Source organism: Clostridiales bacterium, from assembly GCA_018333995.1.
In the GTDB taxonomy this organism is placed as follows: Bacteria; Actinomycetota; Coriobacteriia; order Anaerosomatales; family SLCP01; genus JAGXSG01.
In genome coordinates, this window is sequence record JAGXSG010000008.1 from 208,639 (window position 1) to 233,092 (window position 24,454).

Below are 24,454 nucleotides of genomic sequence, written 5' to 3' on the forward strand. Positions count from 1 at the left end.
GGGTATAAGGCTCCATCTCGAAAAGGAGTTGATCTTGTGAACAAGCGCGCAAGGAATCGTCTCATCGGTGTGACCGTCATCCTCGTGATTTCAATCGGAGCTATCTTCATGAGCGTGGGTGCCACTGACGGGGCGTACTCGCGCACGGTGAGTGATATCGTGGACAAGCCAGAGGCTGTCGGCGAACGCGTAAAGGTCACGGGGACCGTCGTACCCGGCTCGTGGGACGGGAAGTCGAGTCCGATGACGTTCGATATCCGCAACGAGGGGGCTACGGACGGACCGGTGCTCAGCGTGGTGTACACCGGCGCTGTCCCCTCGACCTTCGGTGACGAAGTGACCGCGATCGTGACGGGAGTCATGAACGAAGAGGGCATCTTCGAGTCAACCGACATGAAAACCAAGTGTCCTTCGAGGTACGAATCTGCGGACAACGCGATTAGCGTGGCATCGTTGTTCGCGCTCGGCGATTCGGTTGTCGGCAAACCGGTTCAGCTCACCGGATTCGTCGTTGCGGGCACGATTAAGCCCCCGGGCGGCCAGGTGCGGTTCTCTATCGCCGATGAGGGCGGCTCGCCTTCCATCGACATCGCCTATCCTGACGGCGCGCTCGCCGACGGCATGGAAGACGGCTCCCAAGTCGTTCTCGGCGGGGAGTACGATGCGGACTCCGGCCTGTTCAAGGCGACCAGCGTGGCGATGGCCGAGTAGGCCGACGCCCGGGCGCGAGAAACGGTAGAATCGTTGCGCCGTAGGCGCGGCGCGTCACTGACGGCACCGATGAAGTGTCTGCGTGGGCCGAGTGGTTCGCGGGACGACAGGGAAGTGGAGTAGAGCGAATGGCCAATCTCGGCAGCCTGTTCATGGGACTCGCCCTTGTGGCGGCACTCCTATCCATCGGCGCGATATTCTTGGGCCGCAGAATGGGTCCAAAGGAAGGCGAAGGGCTCACAAACACCGGGTATCTAGCGACGTATGGCATTCTGATCGGTATCACAGGCGCCATCTCGGTTCTCACGGCGGCGTTTCTTCAGGAGGATTTCACGCTCGAGTACGTGGCGCAGCATCACTCGACTGACGTCTCGGCGCTCCAGTGGGTCTATAAGGTCGCCGCGGTGTGGGCGGGCAGAGAAGGGTCGCTGCTTTTCTGGGCATGGCTCCTCGCGATATTCGCGGCATACATTGCGTACAAACGCAGTTCGTTCACGGATGACCTCTCCAACGTCTCCCTTGCGGTCCTCAACTTCGTGCAGATATTCTTCATCACGGCGCTCTTCATCCCCCTGAACAATCCCTTCAAGCTTTCTCCGGAGCACTGGGTCGGCCCCGGGGGCGAGCTTCTCATCAGCGGAGGCATGAATCCGCTGCTGCAGCACTGGGCGATGACACTCCATCCACCCACACTGTTCGTGGGTTACGCGGGAATGGCGGTTCCGTTCGCGTTCGCGTTCGGCGCGCTCATCGTCAACGACCCATCTAAGGCCTGGGTAGAGATTGTCGATCGCATCACGGTGTTCGCGTGGCTGTTTCTTGGGCTGGGCAATGGACTTGGCGCGGTGTGGGCTTACGTGGTCTTGGGCTGGGGCGGGTACTGGGCGTGGGATCCGGTCGAGAATGCCTCGTTCATCCCGTGGCTTACGGGTGTCGCACTCCTGCACTCTTTCACCGTGTACCGGCGGCGTGGCGGTTTCAAGAAGTGGGCGGTGGCGCTTGCTGTCATCAGCTTCGTGGGGGTTATTCTTGGCACCTTCATTGTCCGTTCGGGCATCGTGCAATCGGTTCACGCGTTCACGCAAGACGAGCTGTCGTTCTGGTGGTTCCTTGCGATGATGGTAGGGTCACTGGCAGCGGTAGGGGTGGGCCTTCTTTACCGGGGAGATTCGTTCAAGGGCGCGGACGAGTTCGACAGTCTCACCTCGAAGGAGTCCTCGTACTACTTCAACAACGTGCTCATGCTCGTCGCGGCGGTCGTGATCGCGGCGCTCACGCTTTCTCCCGCGTTGGGCGGTAAGACCTACGGACCGGCTACGTACGACGCGATAGCCCGTCCGGTAGGTATTCTGTACTGTTTCATCATGGCGGTCTGTCCGCTGCTCGCGTGGCGAAAGACTGACCCGAACGTCTTTTTTGAGAAGATCAAGTGGCCGCTCGTCTCGACAGCGGTGATCTCAGCCGCGCTCATCTACCTGTGGTGGACCGTGATGTGGCCGCACTACTTGTTCACCAAGCCTTACGCCGATCCGTTGACATCGCTTGCGGCGTGGGAGGCGATCATCGGCCTCATAGTTGGCGCGCTCGCCGTAAGTGTTGCGGTGTGGCTCTTCATCGAGGGTGGCCGCAGGCGAGCCGCCGCGAAGGGCGAAAGTTTTGGCGCGGCGCTCTGGGCGATCGTAACCAAGGCCCGCACCCAATCAGGTGGCTACCTCGCTCACCTCGGCGTTGGAATCATTCTGATCGGCCTTGTGGGCTCTTCTATGTTCGTGAAGGATATGAAGATCTCGATTCCCGATGAACCTGGCGCAAGTTTCGAGGTCGGAGGGTACGACTTTGTGTATCAGGGTGTCGCGACCGAGACGCTGGCCAACGAAGACACTCGCACCCAGCTCACATTCGCGGTCTCACGCGATGGTGAGTCGCGCGGAGTTGCCACACCGGGGCAGAGGCGTTACGCCCAGCAGGAACAGACGCGGTTCCACGTCAGCGTCATCGTCGAGCCGCTGCGTGACATCTTCGTTGTGTACGAAGGTTTCGACGAAGCGGGCAACATCCAGTTGAATGTGAAGATCAATCCGCTCATTAGCTGGGTGTGGTTCGGCTTCGGGCTGCTGAGCGTTGGCACCGTGCTCGCAATGTGGCCGAAGCGCCGCCTTGAGGCTGCCTGACGGCGGCGCTGATGACCGCCGCCGCATCAGTCGAAACCCTCGCCGTGGAGGTCCGGGATCTCTCCCGGACCTTTGGCGCGCGCAAGGCTCTCGACAAAGTGTCGTTCGATCTGCCTACGGGCTCGTTCCTCTCGATCTTCGGACCCAACGGCGCGGGTAAGACCACGCTCGTCAAGGTGCTCACTACCCTTACGGCGCCATCTGCCGGCTCGGCGCGGGTCTGCGGGCTTGACGTGGTTGCCGACGCCGTCCAGCTGCGCGAGCGCATTGGGCTCATCAGCCATAACCCGCTCCTCTACCCGGATCTCTCGGCCGAGGAGAACTTGCGGTTCTTCGCTGACATGTACGGGATCGATGATCCGGCCGACCGCGTGCGCGAGCTGCTCGTGGCCGTCGAGCTCGATCACCGCCGCCTCGATCTCGTCCGTACCTTTTCGCGCGGTATGTTGCAGCGGCTCTCGATAGCGCGCTCGCTGCTGCACGCGCCGGATGTCCTGTTCCTCGACGAGCCGTACTCGGGCCTCGATCCGCATGCGGTTGAGATATTCGATTCCCTCATCGCCCAGATTCGTGCGGATCACACATTCGTCATGATCAGTCACGACCTTGCGAAGGGACTCGAGCTGTGCACGCACGCGCTCATCCTCGCGCGAGGCGCATTGGTCCTCTCGGCGGCAAGGAGCGAGATCGACGACGAGGTTTTTGCGATGACGTACCGTACCACTGTGGGGACGGGGGTGGCGTGACGTGGCCGAGCCAGCTGTGATATCTGCGCGCACGTCTGTGAGGACTATGCCATCGGGCGCGGCGCTCTCTTGGCGGCAGTACCGCGCGATACTTCGCAAAGACATTGTCATGGAGTTGCGCACCAAAGAGATGGTGACCTCCATGGGTATCTACGCGTTGCTCACGATGGTCATCTATCAGGTCGCCCTGTCTCAGGCGGGTACCGCGTTTGATCCACGTGACATAGCCGCTGGGTTGTTGTGGCTCGCCTTCGTATTTACGAGCATGCTCGGTTTGAACCGTTCGCTCGTCCACGAAAAGGACCAGGGATGCCTGGAAGCGTTGCTGCTATCGCCGGTTGACCGTCCAATTGTCTTCTTCGCCAAGGCGAGCGGAAACGTTATATTCCTGCTTATCGTCCAGTTCCTGACGATTCCGGTGTTCGCGTTTTTGTTCCTGCAAGACAGCGCGTACGGGGGAGATCTGTGGATGATACCTTTGGCGCTGTTTGGCGGAGCGATCGGGATCGCGGGCGTGGGCACGCTCCTCGCTACTATGTCGGTAAACACTAAAGGCAAGGACTTCGTGCTTGCGGTACTCTTCGTTCCGCTCATGTACCCATTGCTGCTCGCGTGCGTGTCGGCCACAAGCGCCGCGGTGCTCGGAGGCGACGGACACGTCCAGCAGTTCTGGGCCGGCATGGCGCTAATCGTCGCATACGATGCCATCATGATCGGGGTTGCGTTCGCGCTCTACGAGTTTGTGTTGGGCGCGTGATGCGCCCGGACCTGTCCGCGCACCGCCGCTGAGGAGGCGAAAGGTGAGACAACTCAGAGTCGCTCTCGTGCTGTTGCTGGTAGGAGGGCTACTGACGACCGTTGCGTTCGTAATGGCGTTTACCACCGCCGAGATGCAGCGGTTTGGCACGGTCACGCTTGATGAGCCGGTCGACACCGCCTTTCCACTTCGAGAGGTCAACGATAGAGGCTTCGTATACGAGCGGCCGTGGTTCAGCCAGAAGATATTCTACTTTCATGTGCCGGTAGCCCAGGCGTCGTTCCTCGTGTTTGGCGTGGCTGCGTTTTACTCGATCCGTTTTCTCGCCAAGCGCCGCAAGGCCGACGATACCAAGGCGCTGATCGCCATGGAGGCCGCGATCATCTTTGTCATGCTCACCATGATCACTGGCATATTGTGGACGAGAGCGGCGTGGGGCGTGTGGTGGGAGTGGGAGCCTCGGCTGACCACGTACTTCATCATGACGCTCATGATGATCGGCTACTTTGTCTTACGAAACTCAATAGAAGACGAGGAGCGCCGAGCGGTGTACGCGGCGGCTTTCGGTATTATCGCCTTCGTAAACGCGCCGATATCGTTCTTCATCACACGGCTCGTCCCGTCGAGCCATCCGGCTGGTGTGTTCCAATCCGACTTCGCGACGTCTAATCTCATCCCGTTCCTCATCGCTCTGGCCGGGATGTTGATGCTCGGCTATGCGATCTACGCGATCCGGATGAACGAAGTCAGGCTCGAGGAGCGCGTGGAAGTTCTGAAGAACTCGCTTGAACAGTAGAGTGCTACCGCGAAGGAGGGCGTAACGATGGACCCGATGAATCTTGAGTTGTACCGGTTGGTGCTCGCGGACGCGCCGTTCGTCATCGGCGCGTACGCTATCCTATGGATGGCGCTCGTTGCTTACGTAAGCATGGTGTTCATGCGCCTCATGCGCCTCGAGAAAGAGGTCACCGTGCTGGAGGAGTCGCTTGAGCGGCGCTCTGACGGATAGCCGATCGCTTCTGGGAACGTCGTGGTAGCCGGATATCGCGGACATGGGGCTCGGAGTTGAGAGAGGAGGTGCGTGATGGAGCAAGCGGCTCTCGTGTGCTTTTGGTTCGCGATGTCGCTTTACCTGGTTGCGATGGTGTTGTACGTGTACCACTTCGTCGCGAAGCGCGCGCTCTTCTCGTGGTACGCCACTTTCGCGACGGGATCAGGCTTCATCGCGCATACCGCCGCGATCGCGCTCCATGGAGTAGCAAACAACCAGATCCCAATCGTCGGCGCGTTTAACTCGCTCTCGCTAGCCGCATGGGTGCTCGTGCTCATCTACTTCATCGTCGAGCACATCGTGAAGCTCAAACTCTACGGAGCGGTGTTGCTTCCACTCGCCTTCGTCTCGATGGCGATGGCCCAGATCTCCCTGGGCGATGGCGAAGGGATCGCGCTTAGCAAGGATGCGGTCGAGCAGCTTGACAGCTGGCGAGTCGCGATGCACGTCGCACTCATCATGGTCGCGAACGCGGGGTTTGCCGTTGCGGCCGCGGCCTCCGCGCTTAATCTCGTCGTCGGGGGGCAACTCAAGCGGCTCAAGTCGACCTCACTGATACGACGCCTTCCCTCACTCACCCAAACACAAGTCCTGGCGCGGCGGGCTATCATGCTCGCGTTTCCTGTATACACCGCAGGCATTTTGCTTGGCATCATTAGGGCGATCGAGTTTGGCCTCGAGTATTGGTGGTTCGACCCGCGCGTGATGCTTTCGGGAGTGGTGTGGGCGATCTTCGGTTCTTACCTGATGCTGCACTACCGCCGCCGCGCTTCGGGGCGTACGCTTGCCTGGCTGGCTCTAGCGGGTCTCGTGGTGGTTATTGTCCTCGCGGTGCTCGCCCGGACGCTTCCCGCTGGTTTCCACATCTTCGGGTTGTGACAAGCTGATGGTGTCCGCCCGCCGCTTCGCCGTTGTTGTGAAGCGGGCGAGTGTTTTCTCATAGGGCCGGGAGGGTTGGACGGTGTTTCGCGGCGCGCATGTGATCGTGACGGGGGGTTCGAGCGGGATCGGTCTCGCGTGCGCCAAGGCGCTCGCGGATCGCGGCGCGCACATCGCACTCGTGGCGCGCGACGCGGGCCGACTCGAGATCGCGCGAGGGAGCGTCGCCGAGCGCTGCGCGGACTCTTCGCAGGTGGTCGTCACCCGCAGCGCCGACCTGTCGTCGTGGGAGGCCACCCAAGAAGCGTTCAACACCCTGTCCGAGGAGGGCTTCACTCCGCGCATCCTCATCAACTCAGCAGGCGTCATCATCCCCGGGGAGTTCTCGGCGATGTCGCTCGCGGACTTCGAGGCGAACATGACCGCGGGATTTTGGAGCGTGGTGCACGCGTGCAAGGCGGCTGTCCCGCGGATGATGGCTGCGAGCGCAGGTCACATCGTCAATGTCTCGTCGGTCGCGGGTTTCCTCGGCATCTACGGGTACACGGGGTACGCGGCGGCGAAGTACGCGACACTCGGCTTCACTGAGGCGCTCAGGTTCGAGCTCAAGCCGCATGGCATCACGGTCTCCGTGGTCTTGCCGCCCGATACGGACACACCGGGGCTCGTGTACGAGAAGACGCTCCGGCCGACAGAGACCGAGGCCATCGCGGCTGCGATCAAGCCGATTGCAGCGGAACGCGTGGCGGCAGCGGTGATCCGTGGCATCGAACGCAAGCGCTTCCATATCATCCCTGACGCGACCAGCCGTTTCTACTTTCGCTTCAAGGGACTGTTGCCGGAGGTATTCTTCCACATCGTTGATGCCGACATAGCGAAAGCGCGACGCATGCGCTGATGGAGCGGCGTTTCGCCGCTCCTCGCGAAGAGAAGCGAGATTGCTGTTTGGACGGCGGGGATGGTACAGTATATGTGTTCAGGCGACGTGCAGAAGGTGCGTGACTACTGTGTCATGTGTGTTGACACCGCCCTCGCCGGGCCTGCTTGCCTGAACAACACGCACCGCTCCGGCGAGGGCGTATCCATGTCCATACTTGCGAGGCGAGCCTGACGCCATGCACTTGACGCTTGTCGGTCTGAGCCACAAGACAGCCCCGGTAGAGATCCGGGAAAAGCTCACCTTTCCCGCGCACCGGCAGGAAGAGGCCCTCGCTCGCATCACCGGATCGGCGCACATCGCCGAGGCGGTCATTCTCTCGACGTGCAACCGGACTGAGATCTACGCCGTGACCGCGGCTGGTGTGGACGGTGCCGGAGCCATCATCGATTTCCTCGCTGACTACCACGACCTCGATCGGCACGAGCTCGTGCGCTACCTCTACATCTCTGAGGGAGAGGCGGTCATTCGCCACCTCTTCAGGGTGGTGGCTTCGCTCGACTCGATGGTTCTCGGTGAGGCGCAGATACTCGGACAGGTCAAAGAGGCCTATGAGCACGCGTTCACCAGCGAAGCGGCGGGGCGCATCTTCAACAAACTGTTTCGCCAAAGCTTCGAGTTGGGCAAACGAGTCCGTACTGAGACCGAGATCGGGGAGAACGCGGTTTCGATCAGCTACGCCGCCGTTGAGTTGGCACGGCAGGTTTTCGACACGCTGGATGGCCGCACCGTGCTGATTCTCGGCGCGGGCAAGATGAGTGAGCTTACCGCCAAGCACCTCGTGAGCAACGGCGTGAGGAAGGTCTTTGTGGCCAACCGCACCTACGAGCGCGCTGAAGAGCTTGCGCGCAAGTTCAGTGGCGTACCCATCCGCTACGAAGAGCTTTATGAATGTATGCGCGAGGCGGATATTGTGATCTCTTCGACCGCCGCCACGGACTACGTCGTCACCAAAGATCAGGTTGCTGGCGCGATGCGTGGCCGCCGTGGGAATCCGCTCTTTCTCATCGACATTGCGGTGCCGCGTGATATCGCACCCGACGTCAACGACCTTTCCGACGTCTTCCTCTACGACATCGACGACTTGAACGGTGTCGTAGAGTCCAACCTCGAGGAGCGGATGCGTGAGGCGCGAAAGGCCGAACACATCATCGACGAGGAGATGGTGTTGTTTGAGCGGTGGCTCGAGTCCATGGAGGTCGTACCCACAGTGGCCGCGATCCGTGCCAAGGCCGAGCAGATCCGCCTCGTCGAAATGGACAAAGCGTTCAAGCGTCTTGGGGGCCTTTCGGAGCGCGAACTCCAGACTGTCGAGGCGCTCACCGCGTCCATTGTGAACAAGATGCTGCACGGACCTACCGCTCGGCTCAAGAACATAGCCGCCAAGAAGGATGGCTACACCTACGTTGAGGCCGCACGTTTCCTGTATGGACTCGACTCGAACCCCGAGGGCCTCAACCCGCACACCGGGATCTTCAGGACACTGCTCGGAAGGGCCGAGAAGGCCGCCGAGCGTGCCGCTGAGAAGGCCGCGCAGAAGGAGATGGGAGATACGATTGGCTGCTAGCCGCGACCGCCTCGTGATCGGAACCCGGGGGAGCAAGCTCGCTTTGTGGCAATCAAACTACATCAAGGGCCGCATCGAGGAAGCCACGGGGGCCACTGTCGAGCTGAAGATCATCAAGACGACTGGTGACAAGATCCTTGACGTGCCGCTCGCGAAAGTGGGCGGCAAGGGCCTTTTCACCAAGGAACTCGAGGTGGAACTACTCGCGGGCACCGTCGATCTGTGCGTCCACTCGATGAAAGACGTACCCACCGAGCTTCCCGAAGGCTGCGTCATCGCCGCCACACCTGAGCGTGTTGACCCGCGTGACGTCATCGTGAGCGGGCCGGGCGGCTATAATCTTGAGACGCTGCCGCACGGCGCGCGGCTCGGCACGTCGAGTTTGCGTCGCAGAAGTCAGACCGTCGCGCTCCGTCCCGACCTTGAGATCGTCGATGTGCGCGGCAACCTTGACACGCGCATGCGCAAAGCCGAAGAGGGCGAGGTCCACGCGGTGATTCTCGCATCGGCAGGCATTACGCGCATGGGCTGGGCGGATAGGATCTCCCACTACATCTCCCCGCAGCAGATGGTTCCGGCGGTGGGACAGGGCGCTATCGCCGTGGAGATCCGTGAAGACGACTCATTCATGACCGAAGTCTGTCACGCTCTCAATCACCCCGAGACCTTCACGTGTATCACCGCCGAGCGCGTGGTGATGCGCACGCTCGAGGGCGGGTGTCAGGTGCCCATCGGTGCATACGCGCGCTTTGAAGGGGATGAACTTGTCATGGACGGCCTCGTCGGCTCGGTCGACGGCGCGAGAATCGTCCGCGAACGTGTCTGTGGTGCAGTAGACGATCCGGTGGGTCTCGGACACGCGATGGTCGCACGTCTGCGGGAGCTCGGCGCCGGGTCGATCCTCGCCGAGATTCGCGCAGCTGACGATGTTGATGGCCTGCTCAAGACCTGAGGAGCGGTTAGCGTGAGTGACAGCCGACCCACACGCGGAGCGTCGTCGGCGCGCGAGGGCTTGCCGCTTGCCGGTCGAACGGTAGTCGTCACTCGCGCACGTCACCAGGTTCGTGAACTCGCATCAGCGCTCGAGGAACGTGGTGCCGAGGTCCTCGAGTTTCCGGTGATCAAGACGCTCGACCCTGAAGACTGGGCGCCTGCCGACGAGGCTATCGTCAACCTGACCGTCTACGACTGGGTGGTCTTCACCTCCGCAAACGCGGTCCACCGGTTCTTTGAGCGCCTTGCGCTCTACGATCGTGACGCCCGAGCGCTCGCCGGCATCCGGGTCGCGGCGGTGGGACGCGCGACCGCCGACCATCTGCGGGGTCGCGGCATACGTGCCGACTACGTTCCGGGCGACTTTCGCGCGGAAGGGCTGATCGAGGGATTCTTCGACCGTGGCGTGGGCAAGAACTCGCGTGTGCTCATCCCGCGCGCTCTTGAGGCACGTGAAGTGCTACCTGAGACACTGCGAGAGCGGGGTGCGCGCGTCGACGTCGTGCCGGTGTACCGCACCGTCACGGGCGAAGGGAACCCCGCCACCCTGGAGCGCATGGCCGACGGAGGGATCGACGTCGTGACGTTCACCTCGCCCTCGACATTCCGCGGTTTCCTGACGTTGATCGAGGGCACTGCGGCGCGTGATGTTCTTACGGCGGCGGCGCTCGCGTCAATCGGTCCTGTCACTTCGGATGCCGTACGTGAACTTGGCAGCGAGGTCGATATCGAGGCCGATCCTTACACGGTCGCCGGACTCGTCGATGCGATCTGCCGGTATTTCTCGGCAGGCGCGTGTGCGGGAACCGGCGGCGATACAGGCATGTCCGACGGTGGGGCGGAACGTTGACAACGCGCGTGCGCGCGGGGATACTCGTGCCTGCTCCGGAGGCCGTGAGGCGCGGAGTCATCCGTGGGGATGTAGCTCAGCTGGGAGAGCGCTGCGTTCGCAACGCAGAGGTCGGCGGTTCGAGCCCGCTCATCTCCACCAACTACGGTCTGGCCGGGGCGGTTCGCGCGATATCGTGCGGGTCGCCCCGTTGCGTACGTACGGTAGACCCCGCGGCCAGCGTCCGCAGGGTTATGTGAGGGCGAAGCTGAAGGAGGCTACACTTCGATGATCGGGGCTCAGTCGGATTTCGCGGTGCGGTTCCAGGAGTTTGTGTTCTACGCGGGGCCGATCGTGCAGATGCTGTACTGGATTGTCGTCGCGGGCGCTGCACTCTACGCGGTGTTGCTGCTGCGACGCCACATGAGCGCGCACTTTGCGGGGGGCAAGGAGCTTCCCGGAGCATCCCGGTCACCCGCACCAGAAACGGCTCCGGTGTCCGTCGACGAGTTTGTCGAATAGCGGCCACCCGGGCACCTGGAACCTGGCACCCGGCCACCTGGCTACCTACCTCAGAGGAGGCAGTCTCCATGGAGTTTCCCGCATACCGCCCCCGCCGGCTACGCTCACGTGAGGCATTGCGCTCAATGGTGCGCGAGAACACGCTTGAGCCCAGCGACCTCATCTACCCGCTGTTCATCAAGCCTGGCACTGGGTTGCGTGACGAGGTCACTTCGATGCCAGGCGTCTACCAGCTCACCATCGACCAGCTCCCCGCGGAGATCGATGAGCTCAAAGGGCTCGGGATCCCGGCCGTCATCCTATTCGGCCTGCCGGAGACCAAAGACGAGGCGGGCAGCGGAGCGTACGCCGCAGATGGCATCGTTCAGCGGGCGATTCGCGCGATCAAGGCTCACGATCCCGAGTACTACGTGATCACCGACGTCTGCATGTGCGAGTACACCAGCCACGGGCACTGCGGCGCGCTCGACGAACATGGATGCGTGATCAACGACGTCACCCTCGAGATGCTGGCGAGCACGGCGCTCAGTCACGCCGAGGCAGGCGCTGACATGGTCGCCCCGAGCGACATGATGGACGGGCGGGTGGCCGCTATCCGTACCGCGCTCGACACCGAGGGCTATGCGAACATCCCCATCATGAGCTACTCGGCCAAGTACGCCTCGGCATATTACGGCCCGTTCCGTGACGCGGCGGATTCGGTTCCCACCTTTGGTGATCGTCGCGCCTACCAGATGGATCCCGCCAACTCCGACGAAGCGATTCGCGAAGTTGCGCTCGACATAGGCGAGGGTGCGGACATCGTGATGGTCAAGCCGGCGCTTGCCTACATGGACATCATTCGCCGAGTGAAAGATGAGTTTGGCTATCCGACCGCCGCCTACAACGTGAGTGGCGAGTACGCGATGGTGAAGGCCGCTGCGCGAAACGGCTGGATCGATGAGCGTCGCGTGGTGCTTGAGACACTGCTTGGCTTCAAGCGCGCCGGCGCGGATATGGTACTCACGTACCACGCGAAGGACGCGGCGAGGTGGCTTGCCGAGACCTAAGCGTGGCCTCAGGATCCGGGTCGAGCCCGCACGATCGTGACCGGTCCGATTGGCCCTATTATTGCGAAGTGGTGTGCGCGTCGCGTCCAATCGAAGGGAACCGCCGAGTATGGCCGACAATGTAGGGAACGCGGATGCTCGTCCAGACCTCGATCTCGAAGAGGGCTTCGGGTCTGCGGGCGAAGGCACGCTTACCGAGCAGGAGATCGCTGACGCCGAGGCGCCATGCGGCGGCGTGGGAATCGGCATTCCGATGGGGGCTGGTCATCCCGGCGGCGTGCCGGTCGATCCAGTTGGAGGCCATCCGGGTTCCCACCCTGGCGGACGCCAGCGTCACGGCGGCGCGCGGAGTGTTGGCTTCCGGCCCGGAGGCGGCCCGCAGGCGATCGCGTATCACGAACGGACGGGCATCAAGGCACCCCGAATCATCGCGTGGGAGATCACGCGCTCGTGCAACCTGAGCTGTGTTCACTGCCGAGCCGCCGCCGAGTTTGGCCACTACCCCGGTGAGCTTTCGCTCGAGCAGATCAAGAGCGTTATCGACAACATCGTCACGATCTCAAACCCGATCATCATCCTCACTGGCGGGGAACCGCTCATGAGGCCCGACATCTGGGAGATTGTCGACTACTGTCACGAGATGGGCGCCATGCCCGTCATCGGAACCAACGCCACCATGATCACCGACGAGATCGCGGCCAAGATGGCAGCACATCGCATCCCGCGCATCTCGGTCTCGATCGATTTTCCCACAGCCGAGGGGCACGACACGTTTCGCGGGCAGGCGGGGTGCTTCGACCAGTCGGTCGAGGGCATCAGGATCGCGAAACGTCACGGGGTGGGCGTTCAGGTCAACACGACGGTCACCAAGCTCAACGCCGACAAGATCGAAGAGATCCACGACCTCGCGGAGTCGCTCGATGTCGACGCGTTCCACATCTTCATGCTCGTTCCGACGGGTCGCGGGTCCGAGCTGCTCGAACAAGAGCTTCCTCCCGATGAGTACGAGCGCGTTCTCACGTGGGCGTATCATCGGCAAAAGACGAGTCCGCTACACTTCAAGCCCACCGACTCCCCACACTACTACCGCATCATCCGTCAGCTCGCGAAGGCCGAAGGCAAGAAGGTCACGCGCGAGGAGTATGGCCTCGACGCGATGACGCGCGGGTGCCTCGGCGGTATCACGTTTTGCTTCATCAGTCACGTGGGCGACATCCAGCCGTGCGGGTACTTCGATATGCAGCTGGGCAACGTGAAAGAGAAGCCGTTTTCCGAGATATGGACGGAAAGCAAGGTCTTCAACGACCTTCGTGACTACTCATTGCTCAAAGGCAAGTGTGGCGCGTGCGAGTACAAGGCGGTGTGCGGCGGGTGCCGTGCGCGAGCGCTCGAGCTCACGGGAGACTACCTTGCGGCTGAGCCGTACTGCGTATACGAACCGCCCGGCTGGACCGGGGAGTGCGAACAGGCGTAGGGAGTCTGGATGGGTGCGTTCGAGCGGTCGGCGACAGCGGCGTCTAGAGGGCTACTGGTTCTTGTTCTCCTCGTAGCGCTCACACCCGCCGCTGGCGCGTATGGTGCTGATGCGCGCGCTGGGTCGCGCGAGCCAGGCACCGAAGCGAAGGGACAGCATCCGCGGGAAGGACGAGAGTCCGAGGGTGTCAGAGCCGACGAGTATGTTGAGGGAGAAGTGCTCGTCCGCTTCAGGAGGGGGGTCAGCTCGGCGGTTCGTGGGCGGGCGCACTCCGTTGCGGGCGGCGCGCGGATCCGTTCGTTAGCGGCTGCGCGTGACTTGGAGCTCGTGAGGCTTCCGCCGGGCATGAGTGTGTCCAAGGCGGTTGTCGCGTACGGCACGCAACTTTCGGTAGAGTACGCCCAGCCAAACTACCGGAAGCGTAAGGCGGGAACGTACCCGGACGATCCGCGTTTCTCCCAGTTGTGGGGGTTGCGTAACACCGGGCAGACGGGGGGTGCTGCAGGCGCGGACATCGACGCTGCCGGTGCGTGGGATATCACGGCCGGGTCGAGCGCCGTTGTCGTCGCCGTCCTCGATACCGGGATCGACTACAACCATCCGGATTTGGCCGGGAACATGTGGGTGAATCCCGGGGAGATCGCCGGTAACGGTCTGGACGATGATCGTAATGGCTACGTCGACGACGTCCACGGCGTGAACACCATCAATGCTACGGGCGATCCTTTCGACGACGACCCCGGGGGCCACGGCACGCACTGCGCGGGAACGGTTGGGGCGGTTGGCGGGAACGGGCTCGGCGTGACGGGAGTGAATTGGGACGTCTCGCTCATGGCGGTGAAGATGCTCGATTCATCTGGCGCGGGTACGACGGCGTCAGCGGTAGAGGCGTTTCACTACGCGGCCGCGAACGGCGCGGCCGTCATCTCGAACTCGTGGGGAGGCGGCTACCCGTTCGACCGGGCCGAGTACGATGCGATAGCCGCCATCGACGCACTGTTTGTATTCGCGGCGGGCAACGCCGGCACGAATAACGATGGCGCGGCACCGTTCTACCCAGCGTCGTATGACCTGCCCAACATCATCTCGGTTGGCGCATCGGACCACAACGACGCGCGTGCAAGCTTCTCAAACTATGGAGCGGCGTCCGTCGATGTGTTCGCGCCTGGTGTCGATATCCTGAGCACGGTGCCAGGCTCGCCCGTCACGCTGGCGCCGGACATCGCTCAGACGCTGTATGCGACCGGGTTCGACACAGCGGCAGGTTGGAGCTTCACGGGACCAGGGATGTTTGTGAATGCGCCGTGGGCGCTCAGCACGGTGGCATACACTTCGGCGCCGTCGAGCATCGCCCACTTGGGATACCGGAATAGCGAGGCCGCATTCGCCGACTCTCCGCCCGTGGACTGCTCCACGGCGCCCGCGGTTTTCCTGAACGCTCGGGTGCGCTACGACATCGAGCATGAGTGGGATTGGCTCAGCGCGTGGGTGTGGAACGGCTCGGCGTGGCACCTGGTGGACATGAAGAGCGGCTCTTCGGGCGGAGTGTTTCAGGATTGGTGGATAGACATCACGCCGTGGGCGGCGGGCAGGAGCGGCGTTGTCGTGTCGTTCTATCTGTCTGCCGACGAGTCGATCGACTCCACCTCGGGCTACGAGGGAGTCTATGTCGATGACGTCAGGGTTGTGGTACCGGCCGAGACGGGCGGGTCTCTCTCGGAGCGCGATCACACTAATGCATACAAGACGATGAGCGGCACCTCGATGGCGGCGCCGCACGTCGCGGGGATCGCCGCGCTCCTGCTCTCAGTCGATCCGGCCGCGGACGCCGTCAGGCTTAAAGACACCATCCTTGACTCGGCTGAACCTCGCCCATCTCTTGCGGGCTTGTGCGTCATGGGAGCGCGGGCCGATGCGCGCTCGGCGCTGGCGGCTGTCGTTGGCGAAGGGCCGCCGGTCACGGTCGTGTCGGGCGTGCCTGATGGATGGAGCAACCAGATAGCGACGGTCACCCTTGCGGTTCCCGATGCCTGGCCTGGGGTCACCACGTACCGCCGCTGGTACCGCACGGACACGCTCCCGACCCCGTTCATGGGAGTCACGCCACCGGTTCAGCGCGTGTTCTTTGTGAGTGCGGAGTGGAGGCTCGACTTCTACTCGCAAGACGCGTTTGGCCGCACGGAAGCTGAGCGCGGTGTCACGGTGCGTATCGACCGGACGACGCCGGGCACGGCGACATCGGCCAACGGGAAGACCTTCGAGGGACGGGCGAGTATCTTGCTGGTTCGAAACGACCAGCATTCAGGTATCGCCACGACGCACTGGAAGCTCGACGGGGGCCCATGGCAGATAGCCGGCCCCGCCGATCCGGTCGTCATCGAGGCGACTGGGAAGGGCGCACATATCCTCCAGTACTACTCGACGGATAACGCTGGCAACGTCGAGCCTGGGAGAGGCGCCACTTTCACGATCACCACGGCTTTCGATGAGATCGCCGGCGACGACAGGGTGGGCACCGCGGTCGCCGCTTCGTTGTCAGCGTTCCCAGATGGCGCCGAAACGGTTGTGATAGCGACTGCGCTAAACTGGCCCGACGCCCTCGGCGGGACCGCGCTCGCTGGCGCTCTCGGGGGACCGGTCTTGCTCGTGAACACGTCGTCGCTTCCGGCGGCGACCGCATCCGAGATCACCCGGCTAGGCGCGAAGAAGGCGGTGATCGTGGGAGGTACCGCGGCCGTGGGCGATGAGGTGGCCGAATCGCTGCGCGCCGTGCTCGGTCCAAACGGCGCCGTTGAGCGAGTGGCGGGCGACGATCGCTACGAGACCGCTGACGAGGTCGCGTCGCGTGTCATTGCCGCTGCGAACGCCTCTGGAGGCTGGGACGGTACGATCCTCGTCGCGACCGGCGCCAACTTTCCCGACGCGCTTTCGGCGGCACCTCTCGCGGCCGCTAACGCGTGGCCGATCGTGCTCGCGCATCCCGCGCACGGCCTGCTGCCCACGACCCGAAGTGTGATGGCAGGCGTCGATCGTGCGTTCGTGCTCGGAGGGACAGGAGCCGTAAGCGCCGTCACCGAGTCGGGTTTGCGTGACCTGCTCGGAGCCGGGGGGACCGTTAAGCGCCTCGGTGGCGGGGACCGGTGGGACACAGCCGTGAAGGTGGCCGAGTGGGCCGTCGCCAACGAGTCGTTCACGTGGGACGGTGTCGCGCTCACCAACGGCCACAACTTCCCCGACGCGCTTGCTGGCGGTGTTTTGCAGGGTGAGCGTCGCAGCGTGATGTTGCTGACCGCGCCCGCCACGTTGAGTCCCCCTACAGCCGCCGCCATCGGAAACTACAAGGCCGCGATAGGGCGAGCGACGTTCCTGGGCGGGACGAGCGCTATCTCTGACGGGGTGCGCGCCACTGTGCGCACGTTGTTGGAGTAGGCCGCCGCGAATGCGCGCCGACCGTGTAGAATACGAAAACGTGCGTCACCGCGTGAGCGCGGCGGCGCGACAGGTTTCCACACTCCTAAGGAGCGACGTTACCCATGCGTGACATCACCAACTCCCATCACATGTTCGCGGCGGCCTGCGCGTTGATCCCCGGTGGCGTCAACTCGCCGGTGCGCGCGTACAAGAGCGTGGGCATCGAGCCGCGCTTCGTCGCCAAGGCGAAGGGATCGCGTATCTGGGACATCGAGGGCCGCGAGTACGTTGATTTCGTGGCGTCGTGGGGACCGATGATCCTCGGACACGCGCCCGAGACGGTCCTTGACGCGGTCCGCAACCAGTTGGAGCTTGGCACGAGCTATGGGGCGCCCACCTGTGCCGAGGTTGCCCTGGCCGAGAAGATCGCCGCCGTCGTGCCCAGTATCGAGGAGGTCCGCATGGTCTCCTCGGGCACCGAGGCGACCATGAGCGCGATTCGTCTCGCCCGCGGTTATACCGGGCGAGAGAAGTTCATCAAGTTCGACGGCAACTATCACGGTCACTCAGACTCACTGCTCGTGGCCGCAGGCTCTGGACTGCTCACACTCTCCATCCCCGGCACGCCGGGTGTGACTGAGGGCGCGGCGAAAGACACGGTGGTGGTGCCCTACAACGACCTTGATGCGGTACGTGAGGCGCTGGAAGCCAACTCCGGCGAGGTCGCGGCGATCATCGTCGAGCCGATCGCTGGCAACATGGGCGTCGTGCCGCCGCGTGCCGGCTTCCTCGAAGGGCTGCGTGCGCTCTGCGACGCGCACGGCACGGTACTCATTTTCGACGAGGTGATCACCGGCTTTCGGGTGGCGCTTGGGGGTGCGCAGGAGCTCTACGGCGTGACGCCCGATCTCACCACCCTCGGCAAGATCATCGGCGGCGGGTTCCCGGTGGGCGCCTTTGGCGGCAGGCGCGAGATCATGGAGCACCTCGCTCCAGTCGGCCCGGTATACCAGGCGGGCACGCTTTCCGGCAACCCGGTGGCGATGGTCGCCGGACTCGCCACCATCGAGGCGCTCTCCGCTCCGGGCGTCTACGAGGAGCTCGACCGCAAGGGTAAGCGTATCGCCGATGGACTCTGCCGAGCGTCGGGCAGCGCGGCGATCCACACCTCGTGCAACCGCGTGGGGTCGATGGCGTGCATGTTCTTCACGCACCTCGAAGTCTCCAACTGGGCAACGGCGTCTACGAGCGACACTGAGCGCTACGCCGCGTACTTCCGGGGCATGCTCGACCGCGGCTTCTGGCTCGCGCCGAGTCAGTTCGAGGCGACATTCGCCTCGCTCGCGCATACCGATGAAGAGCTCGACGCATTCGTCGCGGCCGCAACCGAAGTGCTTGCCGAGATCTAGCGCGCCGCCCTGCAACTCGATATGGAAACGGAGTCTGTGTGATGAAGGCCATCATCCCGGCGGCGGGTCTTGGGACGCGCTTCCTGCCGGTGACCAAGTCGCAACCCAAAGAGATGCTTCCGGTAGTCGACAAGCCGGTCATCCAGTACGTGGTCGAAGAGGCGGTCGCCGCCGGGGCCGGCGAGATCCTTCTCGTCACCGGCCGGGGCAAGCGCGCCATCGAAGATCACTTCGACCGGTCCATCGAGCTTGAGGAGTTGTTGGAGTCGAGTGGGGATACCACGAAACTCCGTCAGGTACGGCTGATCTCCGATCTCGCTGAGGTCTTCTACGTGCGCCAGAAGAAGCCAAAGGGTCTTGGACACGCCGTTGGCTGCGGCGCTCCGTTCACGGCGGACGAACCGTTCTTTGTCATGCTCGGCGACGTGATTGTGCCTGACAACAGCTGTCTGCCGCAGTTGAGCAAGGTCCACGCGCGCTACGGGGGCTCGGTCATCGCGGTCGAGGAGGTCGCGCCGGAGCTTGTCTCGCGCTATGGCGTCATCGCGGGAACCGAGGTGGAGCCCGGCGTCTACAAGCTCACCGACCTTGTCGAGAAGCCGCCCGCCAACGAGGCGCCGAGCAACCTTGCGATCTTTGGCCGATACCTGCTCACGCCACGCTTGATGGAGCTACTGCCGGGAACCAAGCCGGGGCGGGGCGGCGAGATCCAGCTTACCGACGCGATCAGGGAACTCTTACGCGAACAGGAAGTGTTCGCGGTCAAGATGGAGTCGCGCGGGTACGACACTGGCAACGTGCTCTCGTGGCTCGAGGCCAATGTGGCGCTTGCGTTGGAGCGCGAGGAACTCGCCGATCTTCTGCGCGAGCGAGTGAGTGAAATCTGTAAGTGCGGGTAGGAGGTGAGATCGATCTGGTAGGGGCTATTGTCCAAACGATGCGTCCCCGTCAATGGACCAAGAACCTCATCGTGTTCGCGCCCCTGATCTTTTCGGGGCACATCCAGGATGTCGGCGCGATTCTCGCGAGCGTGGTCGCGTTTGGCGTTTTCTGTCTGGCATCCGGCGCTGCCTATCTCCTCAACGACGTGCGTGACGCGCACGCGGACAGCCTTCACGATGTCAAGCGTACCCGCCCTGTGGCGTCCGGAGAGCTTCCGGCCACCGTGGCGGTCGCCTCGGCGATAGTGATCGCGGTGCTTGCCGTCGCGGTCGCGTTCGCGCTGGCGCGGCCGGTTGGCGTGATGACGCTCGGATACCTGGCCCTGCAAAACGCCTACACGTTCGGCCTCAAGCACCAGGTCATCCTCGACGTGATGTCCATCTCGGCCGGATTCATCATCCGTGCCGCAGCTGGTGCGGCGGCGGTAAGCGTCGCCGCTTCTCCCTGGCTCTACATGTGCGCGGCACTTCTCGCGCTGTTTCTCGGCTTTGGCAAGCGTCGTCACGAGCTGCTCATGGCCGAGGACACCGTGGGCAGTCACCGCGCCGTACTCGACGACTACTCGCCGCACCTTCTCGATGTGCTTGTCGCGACGGCGACCTCGGCAACGATCATCGCGTACTCCCTCTACACGTTCTTCTCGCCTACCGCCGCCGAGCACGACTACCTCATGCTCACGATTCCGTTCGTGGTGTATGGGGTGCTTCGCTACGTGTTCCTCATGTACAAGCACAATCTCGGAGGCAGTCCGGAAGAGATACTGCTTACCGATGTCCCGCTCATCATCACCATCCTGGCGTGGCTCGCCACGGCGTCAGTCGTCATCTACCTGACCTGACAGCGAACGACCGGCAACCGACGGACCTGCGCTAGAAGAACCGCTTCGCCAGGCCGAGGACACCTTGCTTCCACGGCACCCGGTGCGAGACTCCGCTTGCGCCCTTAAACTCGTTGAGGTGCGCGACGTACCACTCGTAGTTGCGCACGAGCGCGTCCTTGTTCGAGTAGCGTGGCTGCCAGCCGAGTACATGCTTGGCCTTGTCGATCGAGACGAACGAGTCTTTCGAGGCGGTTTCGTAGACCCACTTGTAGAGTGGCGAGAGGTTGAGCGCCTCGAGCAGACGCAGGGTCCAGATCATCGGCGCGGCAGGAAAGCCGCGGATCTTCTTGCCGTGCCCGGCGTGGTCGAGGACGGCCTGGTAGTCTTCGCGCATCGTGGCGAACTCCTCGGCCCCGATGTTGAAGGTGTCGTTGACAACATCGCGGTCGAGAGTGCAGCACAGGTAGATGGCGCTGCACAGATCCTCGACGTCGAGAAGTTGGTAGCGGTTGTTGCCGTTGCCGATCATAGGGAAGCCGTGGCCGGTATGGGCCCAGTCGTAGAGGAGTGCGAACACGCCGAGGCGCTCCGGGCCGATGAAGCTCTTGGGACGGATGATCGGCACGCACATGCCGCGCTCGCGGAACTCTAGGCAGACCTCCTCCGCGGCGATCTTGGCTTCCCCGTAGGGGCCCACGCCCACGAGCGGGTCGTTTTCGAGCAGCGGGTGGTGGTCGGGGATGCCGTAGACGGCGGTCGAGGAGATCATCACAAAGCGGTCGACGCCTTCCGAATGCGCCGCTTCGAGCAGGATTTTGGTGCCGTCGACGTCGGTTGAGAAGATGTCTTGAGGCGAGTAGAGGGGAAGGGCGGCTGCGGCGTGGACGACTATGTCGACGCCGCGCATCGCCCGCCGCACGACATCCGGATCACGGATATCGCCGGAAATCGCATCAACGCGGTCGGCGCAGTCATCGTAGTTGAACTCGATAAGGTCAAGCGATCGGATGGTGTGATCGCGTTCGAGCAGGTAGCGAATCAGATTGATGCCGAGGAAGCCTGAGCCTCCGGTGATAAGGTAGCGCATCAGCCTCCCAGCGCCTCCCGCAGCACGTTTGCCACGGCGCTCTGTTGCTCGCGCGTGATTCCCGGGAAGCACGGAATCGCGAAGGTCTGCTCGGAAACTCGTTCTGCTACTGGTAGCGAGCCCTCGGCGTACCCGAGGTATGCGAACGCCTCTTGGTGATGGAGCGCGCGAGGGTAGTACGCCGCGCCGCCAATGCCAGCTTGGGTGAGCGCGGCAATGAGCCGGTCCCGCTCGGGGGAGGCCACGATGTAGAGGTGGTACACGCTCTCACCAAAGTCGCGCACGGCCGACAGTGTGAGTGGCAATCCGGCGAGTAGCTCGTCGTAGATAGCCGCCGCGGTGCGGCGCTCGGCGTTCCATCTGTCCAGGTGCGGCAGTTTGATGCGCAGGATCGCGGCCTGCAGCGCGTCGAGTCGCGAGTTCACGCCAACCGCGTCATGGAAGTACTTCACCGTGGTGCCGTGATTTGCCATCTTGCGGCACGCCGCGGCGATCTCACCGTCATCGGTCGTGATGATTCCGCCGTCCCCTGCGCATCCGAGGTTCTTGCTCGGGAAGAACGAAAATGCCGCCACGTCGCCGAGTGATCCGGCGCGCGCGTCGCGATAGGTGGCTCCTATCGCCTGACACGCGTCTTCCACGACTCGGAGTCCGTGCGCCGCGGCGATATCGCGCAGCGGATCCATGTCCGCGCACTGTCCGAAGATGTGCACGGGCATGATCGCCCGGGTGCGCTCGGTGATCGCGGCCTCAATGCGCGTGACGTCGATGTTGTAGGTGTCCGGTTCGATGTCGACAAACACCGGCACAGCGCCCACGTGGGCGATCGCCTCGGCTGTCGCGATGAAGGTGAACGGTGTTGTGATGACCTCGTCGCCAGCCCGAATGTCGAGTGCGTGCATGATGAGGAAGAGCGCATCGGTTCCGTTGCCGCATGCAACGGCGTGCGAGGTGCCACAGTACTCGGCGATCTCGGCTTCGATCCCGATCACGTGCGGTCCGCCGATGAATCCCGCAGTCGACATGACCTCGCTGATCGCGGCGTCGAGCTCTGGCTTGAGTTCGAGGTACTGCGCGCGCAGGTCAAGCAGTGGAATGGCCACGTTAAGAACTCCTTGTCATCGCCGTCACTGGTTTTCGAGTAGCTCGTCGTGAGGCACTTCGCGGATAGCGCGAGCTGGGACACCCATCACGACAGTGCGTGCGGGCACGTCGCGCGTGACCACGGCGCCGGTGGCCACGAAGGCGTCCTCGCCGAGCTCGACGCCTGGCAGGATGTGCGCCCCGCCGCCAACACGCGCTCCGCGCCGTATCGTGCACCCGCGCATGAGCTCGAGGCGTCGCTCGGTCCGGCCCATAAAATTGTCGTTAGTGGTGACAACCATTGGTGCGATGAAGACGTCTTCCTCGATCGTCACGTACGCGGTGATGTACGCGCCGGACTGGATGCGCGTGCGCGCGCCTATCGTCGTGTCGTTCTCGACGGTGACACCGCGTCCCACGACCACCTGATCGCCGATCACGCACCGCTCGCGTACTCCGGCGTTGTCACCCACCACACATCCGTCGCCAAACGTGGAGCCGGCCATAAGCACCGTGTGCGAACCGATGCGGCACCCGGCACCGAGCACCACCCCTGGGAGCTCCCCGCCCTTGGCCGTCGAGCCTGCGGCGAGCGCGGGCCGCTTGCCTACGATAGCGAAGTCAGCGATGACGCACTCTTGGCCGATGTGCGCCCCCTCGCAGATGGTCACGTGGTTGCCTATCACCGACCCGCACTCGATCGTCACACCGGACTCGACCACCACCCATCTGCCAAAGCGCACATCCGCCGAGACGCGAGAGGTAGGACCGATGGCGACACTGGGGGAGCAGGCGTCAGCTGGTTGATATGTGCGCGGGTCAGACATCGGGAGTCTCCGTTCGGGTCATCAGGAGGAGGTGCGTTCGATCGTTACGGGCATACCGCCGCCGGCAATCGAGGTGTCGGCCGCTTCCAGTACGCGTACTACCTCAAGGCCGCTCGCGCCGTCGCTTCTCGGCCGGGAACCGGTCCGGCAGCATTCGAGGAAGTGCGTCATCTCGGCGGCGAGCGGTTCGGACATCTTCACGTACGGCGCGATGATGTCGCCAAAGCGCAGCGTCAGATCCTCGCCGTACGCGAGCGCGCCGGTGGGGGCGACACCCTTGTCGTAGATCCAGATCTTCTCGGTGGCCTCCATGTCGTCGAAGACGAGCATCTTTTTGGTGCCTACGACCGTGAGTCGGCGAACCTTGTGCGGGTCAAGCCAGCTTACGTGGATGTTGGCCATCTTGCCGCTCGGAAAACGCAATGTCGCAAATACCACGTCTTCGATTCCGTCGCGCAGGTACGCCGCTCCTGACGCCGACACGCTTGAGGGCGCCTCGCCGAGCAGGTCGAGCACGACGCTGATGTCGTGGGGCGCGAGCGACCAAAACGAGTTCTCGTCGGCGCGCACCTTGCCCAGGTTCAGGCGCTGGGAGTAGACGTAGAGCACGTCGCCGAGATCACCGGATGCGAGGTAGTCGCGGATCCACTCAATGGCTCCGTGGTAGATCATCAGATGGCCCGCCATGAGCACCCGGTCTCTTGCCGCGGCAAGCTCGACGAGCGCCTCGGCGTCCGCCGAGGAGAGAGTGAGGGGTTTTTCAACGTAGCAGTGGAGACCGGCTTCGAGCACGCGTGTTGCGACCGAGGCGTGCGTTGGCGCTGGCGTCGCGATGACGACCGCCTCAAGGCCACAGGTCGCGAGCATCTCGTCGAGGTCAGCGACACCAAGCACGCCGGGGTGCGCGTCGCGCAGGCGCGAGCGGTGGGCGGGGGAGGCGTCGCACACCGCGCAAAGCTCAGCGTCCGGGAGCCGGTCGAGGTTGCGTACCAGGTTGGGGCCCCAATAGCCGTAGCCTACGACTCCTACGCGAACAGGCCGGGACTCCATGCGGTGCTCCTCCGGGCGGTGTGTGCGGACGGGCGGCGGGCGTGTCCCGTCGCCTTTCAGATTCTAGCGCATAGGTTGGCCGAGCGAAGGGCCTGTTACACTTGGCGCGCACGGTCACGATCCCGCAGTATCGCCCTTT

General features: G+C 63.2%; 21 protein-coding genes and 1 tRNA gene. 18 read left to right on the forward strand and 4 right to left on the reverse strand.

What is annotated here, in order from left to right; genetic code table 11:
• The first annotated feature begins 36 nt into the window (after nucleotides 1-36).
• The 18 genes from KGZ40_03255 to KGZ40_03340 all read left to right on the forward strand — a co-directional run bounded on the left by KGZ40_03255 (nucleotide 37) and on the right by KGZ40_03340 (nucleotide 20,286).
• Entirely contained in the window at nucleotides 37-711 is a 675-nt protein-coding gene (locus KGZ40_03255) for a cytochrome c maturation protein CcmE (protein ID MBS3956535.1), read from the forward strand.
• Between the two features lie 128 nt (nucleotides 712-839).
• On the forward strand, nucleotides 840-2,882 hold the full coding sequence (locus tag KGZ40_03260) for a heme lyase CcmF/NrfE family subunit (GenBank protein ID MBS3956536.1): 2,043 nt from the start codon (nucleotides 840-842) through the stop codon (nucleotides 2,880-2,882).
• Between the two features lie 11 nt (nucleotides 2,883-2,893).
• Nucleotides 2,894-3,628 carry an ABC transporter ATP-binding protein gene (locus KGZ40_03265; GenBank protein MBS3956537.1) on the forward strand — a complete coding sequence of 245 codons (735 nt, stop codon included), beginning with the start codon at nucleotides 2,894-2,896 and terminating at the stop codon, nucleotides 3,626-3,628.
• Between the two features lies 1 nt (nucleotide 3,629).
• Nucleotides 3,630-4,385 carry a heme exporter protein CcmB gene (locus KGZ40_03270; GenBank protein ID MBS3956538.1) on the forward strand — a complete coding sequence of 252 codons (756 nt, stop codon included), beginning with the start codon at nucleotides 3,630-3,632 and terminating at the stop codon, nucleotides 4,383-4,385.
• Nucleotides 4,386-4,428: 43 nt separating this feature from the next.
• Nucleotides 4,429-5,181: a cytochrome c biogenesis protein CcsA gene (gene ccsA, locus KGZ40_03275; protein MBS3956539.1), complete on the forward strand. Its 753-nt coding sequence runs from the start codon at nucleotides 4,429-4,431 to the stop codon at nucleotides 5,179-5,181.
• A gap of 27 nt (nucleotides 5,182-5,208) precedes the next feature.
• Nucleotides 5,209-5,394 carry a CcmD family protein gene (locus tag KGZ40_03280; GenBank protein ID MBS3956540.1) on the forward strand — a complete coding sequence of 62 codons (186 nt, stop codon included), beginning with the start codon at nucleotides 5,209-5,211 and terminating at the stop codon, nucleotides 5,392-5,394.
• Nucleotides 5,395-5,469: 75 nt separating this feature from the next.
• Nucleotides 5,470-6,315 carry a cytochrome c biogenesis protein CcsA gene (gene ccsA / locus KGZ40_03285; protein MBS3956541.1) on the forward strand — a complete coding sequence of 282 codons (846 nt, stop codon included), beginning with the start codon at nucleotides 5,470-5,472 and terminating at the stop codon, nucleotides 6,313-6,315.
• Between the two features lie 82 nt (nucleotides 6,316-6,397).
• The gene (locus KGZ40_03290) at nucleotides 6,398-7,213 is read left to right on the forward strand and encodes an SDR family oxidoreductase (protein MBS3956542.1); all 816 of its coding nucleotides are present in this window, start codon (nucleotides 6,398-6,400) and stop codon (nucleotides 7,211-7,213) included.
• Between the two features lie 1,466 nt (nucleotides 7,214-8,679).
• The gene (gene hemC, locus KGZ40_03295; protein MBS3956543.1) at nucleotides 8,680-9,771 is read left to right on the forward strand and encodes a hydroxymethylbilane synthase; all 1,092 of its coding nucleotides are present in this window, start codon (nucleotides 8,680-8,682) and stop codon (nucleotides 9,769-9,771) included.
• A gap of 12 nt (nucleotides 9,772-9,783) precedes the next feature.
• Nucleotides 9,784-10,662: a uroporphyrinogen-III synthase gene (locus KGZ40_03300; GenBank protein ID MBS3956544.1), complete on the forward strand. Its 879-nt coding sequence runs from the start codon at nucleotides 9,784-9,786 to the stop codon at nucleotides 10,660-10,662.
• Between the two features lie 65 nt (nucleotides 10,663-10,727).
• A tRNA-Ala gene (locus KGZ40_03305) sits at nucleotides 10,728-10,803 on the forward strand.
• A gap of 126 nt (nucleotides 10,804-10,929) precedes the next feature.
• Nucleotides 10,930-11,163, forward strand: coding sequence for a hypothetical protein (locus KGZ40_03310; protein ID MBS3956545.1), 234 nt, complete (start codon nucleotides 10,930-10,932; stop codon nucleotides 11,161-11,163).
• Nucleotides 11,164-11,231: 68 nt separating this feature from the next.
• Entirely contained in the window at nucleotides 11,232-12,212 is a 981-nt protein-coding gene (gene hemB / locus KGZ40_03315; protein ID MBS3956546.1) for a porphobilinogen synthase, read from the forward strand.
• 109 nt (nucleotides 12,213-12,321) lie between these two features.
• A complete protein-coding gene (locus KGZ40_03320) occupies nucleotides 12,322-13,686 on the forward strand; it encodes a radical SAM protein (protein ID MBS3956547.1) in 1,365 nt (454 codons plus the stop codon).
• 9 nt (nucleotides 13,687-13,695) lie between these two features.
• Nucleotides 13,696-17,115, forward strand: coding sequence for a S8 family serine peptidase (locus KGZ40_03325; protein ID MBS3956548.1), 3,420 nt, complete (start codon nucleotides 13,696-13,698; stop codon nucleotides 17,113-17,115).
• A gap of 104 nt (nucleotides 17,116-17,219) precedes the next feature.
• Entirely contained in the window at nucleotides 17,220-18,506 is a 1,287-nt protein-coding gene (hemL, locus tag KGZ40_03330; GenBank protein MBS3956549.1) for a glutamate-1-semialdehyde 2,1-aminomutase, read from the forward strand.
• Nucleotides 18,507-18,547: 41 nt separating this feature from the next.
• Nucleotides 18,548-19,405, forward strand: a complete 858-nt coding sequence (gene galU, locus KGZ40_03335; protein ID MBS3956550.1) for a UTP--glucose-1-phosphate uridylyltransferase GalU — start codon at nucleotides 18,548-18,550, stop codon at nucleotides 19,403-19,405.
• Nucleotides 19,396-20,286, forward strand: coding sequence for a decaprenyl-phosphate phosphoribosyltransferase (locus KGZ40_03340; protein MBS3956551.1), 891 nt, complete (start codon nucleotides 19,396-19,398; stop codon nucleotides 20,284-20,286). Before galU ends, KGZ40_03340 begins: the two co-directional genes overlap by 10 nt.
• A 31-nt stretch (nucleotides 20,287-20,317) precedes the next feature.
• Here the strand turns inward: KGZ40_03340 and KGZ40_03345 are convergent, their stop codons facing one another.
• Genes KGZ40_03345 through KGZ40_03360 form a run of 4 tightly spaced genes read right to left on the reverse strand, consistent with a single transcriptional unit; the run spans nucleotide 20,318 to nucleotide 24,315 of the window.
• Complete coding sequence (locus KGZ40_03345) at nucleotides 20,318-21,355, reverse strand: NAD-dependent epimerase/dehydratase family protein (protein MBS3956552.1); 1,038 nt, start codon at nucleotides 21,353-21,355, stop codon at nucleotides 20,318-20,320.
• A complete protein-coding gene (locus KGZ40_03350) occupies nucleotides 21,355-22,458 on the reverse strand; it encodes a DegT/DnrJ/EryC1/StrS family aminotransferase (protein MBS3956553.1) in 1,104 nt (367 codons plus the stop codon). Before KGZ40_03350 ends, KGZ40_03345 begins: the two co-directional genes overlap by 1 nt.
• A 24-nt stretch (nucleotides 22,459-22,482) precedes the next feature.
• On the reverse strand, nucleotides 22,483-23,265 hold the full coding sequence (locus tag KGZ40_03355; GenBank protein MBS3956554.1) for a transferase: 783 nt from the start codon (nucleotides 23,263-23,265) through the stop codon (nucleotides 22,483-22,485).
• Between the two features lie 21 nt (nucleotides 23,266-23,286).
• Nucleotides 23,287-24,315 (reverse strand): Gfo/Idh/MocA family oxidoreductase, encoded by a 1,029-nt coding sequence (locus KGZ40_03360; GenBank protein MBS3956555.1) that lies wholly within the window; start codon nucleotides 24,313-24,315, stop codon nucleotides 23,287-23,289.
• Nucleotides 24,316-24,454: the final 139 nt, after the last annotated feature.

Coding starts and splice junctions, on each gene's coding strand:
- KGZ40_03260 (MBS3956536.1), top strand. CDS start 840: ATGGCCAATCTCGGCAGCCTGTTCATGGGACTCGCCCTTGTGGCGGCA.
- KGZ40_03265 (MBS3956537.1), top strand. CDS start 2,894: ATGACCGCCGCCGCATCAGTCGAAACCCTCGCCGTGGAGGTCCGGGAT.
- KGZ40_03280 (MBS3956540.1), top strand. CDS start 5,209: ATGGACCCGATGAATCTTGAGTTGTACCGGTTGGTGCTCGCGGACGCG.
- ccsA (MBS3956541.1), top strand. CDS start 5,470: ATGGAGCAAGCGGCTCTCGTGTGCTTTTGGTTCGCGATGTCGCTTTAC.
- hemC (MBS3956543.1), top strand. CDS start 8,680: ATGGACTCGACTCGAACCCCGAGGGCCTCAACCCGCACACCGGGATCT.
- KGZ40_03310 (MBS3956545.1), top strand. CDS start 10,930: ATGATCGGGGCTCAGTCGGATTTCGCGGTGCGGTTCCAGGAGTTTGTG.
- hemB (MBS3956546.1), top strand. CDS start 11,232: ATGGAGTTTCCCGCATACCGCCCCCGCCGGCTACGCTCACGTGAGGCA.
- KGZ40_03320 (MBS3956547.1), top strand. CDS start 12,322: ATGGCCGACAATGTAGGGAACGCGGATGCTCGTCCAGACCTCGATCTC.
- KGZ40_03325 (MBS3956548.1), top strand. CDS start 13,696: ATGGGTGCGTTCGAGCGGTCGGCGACAGCGGCGTCTAGAGGGCTACTG.
- hemL (MBS3956549.1), top strand. CDS start 17,220: ATGCGTGACATCACCAACTCCCATCACATGTTCGCGGCGGCCTGCGCG.
- galU (MBS3956550.1), top strand. CDS start 18,548: ATGAAGGCCATCATCCCGGCGGCGGGTCTTGGGACGCGCTTCCTGCCG.
- KGZ40_03345 (MBS3956552.1), bottom strand. CDS start 21,355: ATGCGCTACCTTATCACCGGAGGCTCAGGCTTCCTCGGCATCAATCTG.
- KGZ40_03355 (MBS3956554.1), bottom strand. CDS start 23,265: ATGTCTGACCCGCGCACATATCAACCAGCTGACGCCTGCTCCCCCAGT.
- KGZ40_03360 (MBS3956555.1), bottom strand. CDS start 24,315: ATGGAGTCCCGGCCTGTTCGCGTAGGAGTCGTAGGCTACGGCTATTGG.